A 7716-nucleotide genomic window follows, 5' to 3' on the forward strand; every position below is an offset into this window, starting at 1 on the left:
AATTATTACAACAAAAAGCTATGCTTTCACATGTGAAAGCATAGCTTTTTCATATTAAATCATTAAAATATCTCGTATTTCTTCATCCGTGATGGATGCTAATTTTTCTTCTCCCGGCTCAATCACTTCAGCAATTAAATTTTTCTTACTTTCTTGCAGTTCATGCATTTTCTCCTCAATTGTTCCCTGAGCTACTAGCTTTATAACTTGCACTGTATTTTTTTGTCCCATTCGATACGCTCTATCGGCCGCTTGTTGTTCAACAGCTGGATTCCACCATAAATCGTATAATATTACTGTATCTGCACCAGTTAAATTAAGTCCGGTACCACCAGCTTTTAAAGAAATGAGAAATAGATCTCCTTCTCCTTCGTTAAACCGATCGCACAGCTCTACACGTTCCTGCGCTGGTGTACTCCCGTCTAAATAAAAGTATGGAATTGCTTGTCGATTTAACTCACGACCAATAATGGAAAGCATCTTCGTAAATTGAGAAAAAATTAATATTCTCTTCCCTGTACTTCTACATTCCTCTAAAATCTCTAACAGTTGTTCAAATTTAGCTGAACTTCCTTTGTAATCATCAACAAATAAAGCAGGATGACAACAAATTTGTCGCAATCTCGTTAAACCAGCTAAAATTCTAATTTTATTTTTACGTAACGTATCTTTGTCTAAATGCTTTAACGTTTCTTCCCTTAGCTTCGCTAAATAAGCAGCATAGAGACTCTTTTGATCGGGTAATAACTCCGATGATTGTAAGTGCTCTATTTTCTCTGGCAACTCATTTAATACGTCCCCTTTTAATCGTCTTAATACGAATGGTTTCACTCGCTTCGCTATATCTTCACGCCTTAAATCACCGAACTCTTTTCTTCCTGGTAATAATTCTGGGAAGACGACATGGAAGATAGACCATAGCTCTTCTAATGAATTTTCTACAGGTGTACCCGTTAGCCCAAAACGGTATTCAGCTTGAATTGTTTTCACAGCTCTTGCCGTTTGCGTTGTAGGGTTTTTAAACGCCTGCGCTTCATCAAGGAATAGTGTATGAAATGGTCTTGCATATAATCTTATATCTCTTCTCAGTAATGGATATGACGTAATTACGACATCAAATTCCATTATATCTTTCAAAATTTTCCGGCGCTCTGCTTGGTTTCCATCTGCAATAACTGCTCTAATATGCGGGGCGAATTTTTTCAATTCACTAAACCAATTATAAACAAGAGATGATGGTGAAACGACTAATATAGGTAGTTTCTTTTCTCGAATCTCAGGCAAAACAGAATCTATAAAAGCAATGCTTTGCAACGTTTTTCCAAGTCCCATATCATCTGCTAAAATACCGCCAAAACGGTAATGAGCAAGTGTTTTCATCCATTCGAACCCATATACTTGATACTTTCTCATTTCTGCATTTAAAGTATTTGGCACAGCAAATTTTAATTTTTTCGGGTTTTGAATGTTTTCTACTAACTCTTGAACAGACTCATCTAAACTTAAAACATTGCCTTCATGAAGTCCGTTCATCCATTTTACACTCCGAATAAGTGGAACATTTACCTCTTCTCCATGTAAAAATTCTTTCCGAATACCTGATTCTTTTATAAACTGATTAATTTCATTAAACTCTTTACTCTCTAGCGATAAAAACGAACCGTTCGCCAATCGATAATATTTACGTTTCTCTTCAAGGGCCGCTAATACACCTTTAATTTCTGCTTCTGGTATTCCTTTTATATCAAAACGAAATGACAACCAATCAATTCTTTCTTTTCTTCTCACTGTAATAAGAGGAACTGCATCCCCTTTACTAATTCGCAATTTGATTGCTGTCGTCGCATAAATATCAACTAAACCTTTTAATGTTGGCACGACGTGATATAAAAAGTTATACTCAGCTTCTTCATTATGCATAAAGTAACCGCCTTCTGTTTTTGCAAAGGCACTTTCACTCATAATGTCTAAAATCTCTTTTTCCTTTTTCTCATCACGATTAAAAACAGACGGCTGTCCATCCTCTTCTAGCGGATTAATCATGACGTTCCCATAGTGAAATTCAAGACCTGCTAATAAGCGACTTTTCACGCGGTCTAAATACAATTTCGCTTTTAGCGAAGGTGTTTCAACACGATCCGATATTACTTCATCAATGTGTACAGTTCCGAGCTTCATTAATCCTGGTACAACTTTCGCGACGAAATGTTCCATCTTACTTTCTGGAATATAAAACTGATTACTATTTGAGCGACTCATCATCTTTTGTAATTCAATAAGTCGCATACAATCTTCAATGTGTAAGTGATATAATTTCCCATCGTAAAGTGCATTGTTATACATATCCATAACTTGTACACGATTTAGACCATCTATATGAAGTGTAAATCCGCCATTATTTCCCTTCGTAAATTCAAAGTGTAACGGCAACAAACCTTTTGAAACTTGTAATCCCTGAAACAGTTGTTCATTTTGTTTCAGCTGTACATATTCAACTTTAGAAAGTGAAGAGAGCATATCCTTCCACGAAGCTGGCGGTATAAATATCATACTTTCATCTTGTTTCGCATGTACTTCTAGCGTATCTTCATACATTTTTTCATTATGATACATTTTAATGAGCTGCTGAATAATTGCATCCGTTTCTTGTTTAAAACTATGTACATCTGGTGTATATGTAAATTCATTTGAACAATGAAAAGATTCCCTTTTCTCCACCTTAGAAAGAAATTCTCTAATATGATTTATGAAATACACTTTGGCAAGTTTCAATTGAATTCCAAGAAGAGCCCCACCACTTCTCGTAGCTACTGGTGTACATATAAACTCAATATCTAATATTTCACGTGTATCAAAACGGTGTTGTTTACTTTTTGGCCTCAGTGGTTTGTCTGCAAACAGCTGAAACATACCACTTGTCAATTGATCATTTCTGCTACTAGTGGAGCTCATTCCACCTGTTTGTTGATTATAGTTTATTTGTATTAATACTGCTGCAACATGTTGACAGTACGTTTGAAAAGACGCTAATGAAGGACAACTACATTTTGCAACAACATCACCCTTTTTGGCTTTTGCTACTGTAACATGGAAATCCTCGTTCCCTTTTACTGTCGCCTCACAAATTTCTTTATTTTCATCGTACTGATCTATTATCACTTTATTTGATTTATAATAGGCTTCACCTCTTTTATATGAGGTCTCTCCGCACACTTCTTTAATAATCGATTTATTCAATGTGAAACTCATCGCTTTGACACTTCCTTAATATAAAACCATTTTCTCTTACTTAACATTTTACATGCTCCACGAGAAAATATAAAATGTTGATTTAACAAAAGAAGATGCTTATTTATAAGCATCTTCTTCACTCTATCTCCATCAACCTCTTCGCCTCAAAATACAATACTTGAATAAACTTCTTCGTATTAATTCGCGTATGACCAGAAGATGCGAGTTCATCTTTCGTCATTTCTGTCATCCGTTTTCTAACTACGGTAAAATCGAAAAATTTTGGAGCATAGCTTTCAAATTTTGGATTTGAAAAGTCTGTTAATCCTAAAGAAGCCAAATGATTTAACGACTGATAAATAGCTCGACGTACTCTTTGTTCAGACGCTTTTTTCTCTTTATCAATATCCGCCTCTAAAGCTAAATCCCCTAATTTTCTTATCGTAATATGATGGAAAATTTCTTTTAACGCAGGAAAGCCAAACTCAAATGTCTGTGCCTTTTCTTGACCATATAAATATTCCAGCATACTAAGTAAATCTTTACTTCCATTCTCTCCCGCAATACCGAGTTCTGATAGTAAAAAGCGCCCTAAATCCCCTATCTTTTTTCCTTCTTGCACTGGTTCAGTACGCAATTGCGGTTTTTCCCACTGAAACACGTTATTCAATGATTTTTGAATATCGTGTATAGAACGCTCCAATCTAATACGCTCCATCACTTTGCGTACAACCGATACAACTTCGATTTTATTTAATGGTTTTGTAATATAATATTCTACACCAAGTGTATATGCCTCACCTATAAGCTGCTTCGATTCCACTTGAGAAATCATAATGATTTTCCCCGTGAAAGTTGACGCAATGTGACGAACTGTTTCAATTCCGTCCCTCATCGGCATCAACAAATCAATAAATAAAATATCTACTTTTTTAAAATTTAGTTGATCCGCCTCAATAAAAGCTCCGTCATCCGCCTCACCAATTACTTCTCCAAGATCTCCATCTTCAATAATTTGCGAAAGCATCGAACGGAAAACTTCATCATCGTCTACGATATAATAAAACAAATCTATTCCCCTTCCCGCTTTAAACTACCCTCCGGTAAACAAACGATAAACTTACATCCTCTTTTATTTTCTCGGCCTTCTAATCTCACTTCTCCGCCTAGCTCTGTTACCATTTCATTTATGTAAGAAAGCCCAATACCAGTTGACGGCGTTCCCGTTTGATCATACTTGGAAGTAAACCCTGGCTTAAATACTAATTTCTTATACTTTTGTGCAATACCAGGTCCATCGTCAATTACTTCAAAAAATATATGTTGATCTCTTTTATATAGCTTAATAATAACGACACCTTTATCTTCAATTGCTTCAACTGCATTTGCAGCGAGGTTATTAAAAATTGATAGAACTGTATACACGTGATATGCAGCATGCTCACCTTCTATATGTTTAGAAAAACGTATATCCTTTTCTAGCATTTCAGCATACTTCTCGTTTATTCTAACAATCATTTCTGCTAACTCATGTCCTTCTACATATTCAGCCACATTTTTATCTAATAACAGTTTAGATAATCCTGCAAATATCCTTTGATTATCCTTTTTTATTTCATGCACTTCCCCCGCTATTTTCAATGCTGTTTTACTACTTGAATCAGCGCTTACTTGTAAATTTCGATATAGTTGATATGCTTCTTGTGTAATTAACTCCGCATTTTGTAACGTCTTTTTCAAATGAACAGATTCCACATATAAATTAGAAAGATGCATTAACATATTTTCATTTTCTTTTCGAACTTGCGATTCTTTTAATTTCGTTTCATATAAATTCATCATATTTAAAAAACCAAGTGCAAAGAAACTACGAAAAATAGCAATAATGATGAGTTTATTTACTTCAGAAATCGTTATTATTGTACCTAGTACTAACATGTGATAAAACGCAAGTTCTGACATACTTGCAACAATTTCAATTGAAATTCCAAGGCATCCAATAATGATTGGTTTCTGATGGAACTTATTTACCCTGCAAAGCGAAAAAAAACTGCCATAAATAAAATAATAGAAGAACACAGGATAACGCAAATAAAATGATTCTGTCATATGAAATGAACCTTGCATGATCCAGTCAAGACATACTCGGAATAAGACTACAGATATACCAACAAGAATACCTGCAACTCCTGCTGGTACTCTTCTTAAAAATAATAATAAAAAGAAGAATAGCGGTGTACCGAAGCTAACTCGAAACGTATCATTAAAGGGATGAAAGTTCAGCTCCCCAGCAATCGGAACAACGACCATTAATATAATTAAAAGGGACATATCTTTCTTCCATAATTGATTCCAATTCAAAGGTGACACTTCCTATACTTTTTTTCAGTAGTAAAAGCGAAAGCCCGCTTATTGTTATAAACGGGCTTTTTTTCTATATTCTAACCTTTTCTACCGCTTTTATTTGGCGATACTCTGGCTTCCACATTGCTTCTTTCACTGCCATCTTGATATCGTTATCACTTAAGTTCACTCTTGCAACACCTTCTGCAACTGCAACTTTAGCTACTTCAATTGCAACCATTTCTGAGATATTACGTAATTCTTCGACCTCTGGTAAAATAGGTGCTCCTGGCTGACTTGTATCTACCATACTTGCAACTGCTTCAGCTGCTGCTGCGAACATTCCATCCGTCATGACGCTTGCTCGTACTACAATTGTTCCAAGACCAAGACCTGGGAAAATAAGTGCATTATTTGATTGTCCAATCACATACGTTACACCGTTATATGTAACTGGTTCAAATGGACTTCCTGTTGCAACTAACGCTCTTCCTTCTGTCCACTCGATTAAATCTGCTGGTTTTGCTTCAGCAAGTGGCGTCGGATTCGACATTGGTAAAATAATTGGTCTTTCTACGTGAGAAGCCATTTCTTTAATAATCTCTTCTTTAAATGCACCTGCAACAGTAGATGTACCAATTAAAATTGTCGGTTTTACATGTTTCACAACTTCAGCAAGTCCGATCACATCATTTTGCTTCCACCCACTTACTTCTACTTCTTTTCTTGCATACGGAATTTGGAAATCAAGAAGATCTTCCATATTATCTGTAACTAACCCGTTACGATCAATACACCAGAAACGCTTATATGATTCTTCTTCAGATACGCCTACGCGGACCATCGCATCTCTAACTTGATCTGCGATACCGATTCCAGCCGTACCAGCACCAAATACAACAACGCGGTGTTCACTTAGCGGTACACCAGAAGCTTTCACTGCCGATAATACTGCCGCAAGTGAAACTGCACCTGTACCTTGAATATCATCATTAAACGTACAAACATCATGACGATATTTATCTAAAATTTTTCGTGCGTTACGAGAGCTAAAGTCTTCCCAATGTAAAAGTGCTTTCGGGAATTGTTTGTTTACCGCTTGTACAAACGTATCAATAAATTCATCGTAAGCTTTACCTGTTATACGAGGGTGACGATTTCCAATATAAAATGGATTGTTTAATAGCTCCTCACGGTTTGTACCTACATCTAAAATTACCGGTAATACACGACTAGGATCGATTCCAACTGCAGCAGTGTAAACAGCTAATTTTCCGATTGCGATGTTAATACCACCAACGCCCCAGTCACCAATTCCTAATATGCCTTCTCCATCTGTTACAACGACTAAATCAATGTTCTCAGCTGTTGCACCGATATTCGTGAATGCTTCTTCGATACCTGATGGATCGTTAATTGATAAATAAACACCACGTGGTTTACGATATTCATGACTATATCTTTGAATTGCTACACCGACAGTTGGTGTATATACAATCGGTAACATTTCACGTAAATGATCTGTTAATATACGATAAAATAATACTTCATTTCGATCATGTAACGCAGTTAAGTATACATTCTTTAATAAATCATCCGGCTGAGAACTAAATTGTTCGTATGCTCGGCGTGCCTGTTCTTCTAACGTTAAAACCGCTGGCGGTAATAACCCTTTTAAACCTAACTCTTCTCTTTCATTTTGTGTGAAAGCTACCCCTTTATTTAAAAGTGGTGTTGATAATACTTCTGCTCCTCTTAATGTTGTTTCTAATGCACCATTAGAAGCTACTGTAAACTTGCTCATAACATCCCTACCTCTATTCATATATAGCATTTCTATATTGTAAACAAAAAAGAGGGGATTGTCCCCCCTCTTCTTTTAATTTTTCTTTAAAAGAGTTGCTCCTGCAATCCCTGGGTGTGTCATTTCGAATGGATCTAGAATTAACTCTAAGTCTTCTTGTGACAATACACCATTTTTCACACAAAGTTCTCGAACGGATTGGCCTGTTGCAATTGCTTCTTTCGCAACGCGAGCTGCTGCTTCATAACCGATATGAGGGTTCACGGCTGTAATAATTCCTACACTTTTCTCAACATACTCTTTTAAGCGATCTTCATTCGCTTCAATTCCTTTTAAGC

The 7716-nt window shown here is 36.0% G+C and carries 5 protein-coding genes; all 5 read right to left on the reverse strand.

Features of this window, described 5'->3' with window-relative positions; all coding sequences use genetic code 11:
- Positions 1-54: 54 nt before the first annotated feature.
- Complete coding sequence (locus D1166_RS23145) at positions 55-3249, reverse strand: DEAD/DEAH box helicase (protein ID WP_118043438.1); 3195 nt, start codon at positions 3247-3249, stop codon at positions 55-57.
- A 118-nt stretch (positions 3250-3367) separates the two neighbouring features.
- Positions 3368-4300 carry a response regulator gene (locus tag D1166_RS23150; RefSeq protein WP_000500302.1) on the reverse strand — a complete coding sequence of 311 codons (933 nt, stop codon included), beginning with the start codon at positions 4298-4300 and terminating at the stop codon, positions 3368-3370.
- A 2-nt stretch (positions 4301-4302) separates the two neighbouring features.
- Positions 4303-5601: a sensor histidine kinase gene (locus D1166_RS23155; protein ID WP_074595886.1), complete on the reverse strand. Its 1299-nt coding sequence runs from the start codon at positions 5599-5601 to the stop codon at positions 4303-4305.
- Between the two features lie 64 nt (positions 5602-5665).
- Positions 5666-7378 carry an oxaloacetate-decarboxylating malate dehydrogenase gene (gene malS / locus D1166_RS23160; RefSeq protein WP_002100899.1) on the reverse strand — a complete coding sequence of 571 codons (1713 nt, stop codon included), beginning with the start codon at positions 7376-7378 and terminating at the stop codon, positions 5666-5668.
- Positions 7379-7453: 75 nt separating this feature from the next.
- On the reverse strand, positions 7454-7716 hold a 263-nt coding region (locus D1166_RS23165; protein ID WP_118043439.1), incomplete at its 5' end, for an aspartate ammonia-lyase.

The organism is Bacillus sp. ISO11 (genome assembly GCF_003458115.1).
GTDB lineage: Bacteria > Bacillota > Bacilli > Bacillales > Bacillaceae_G > Bacillus_A > Bacillus_A cereus.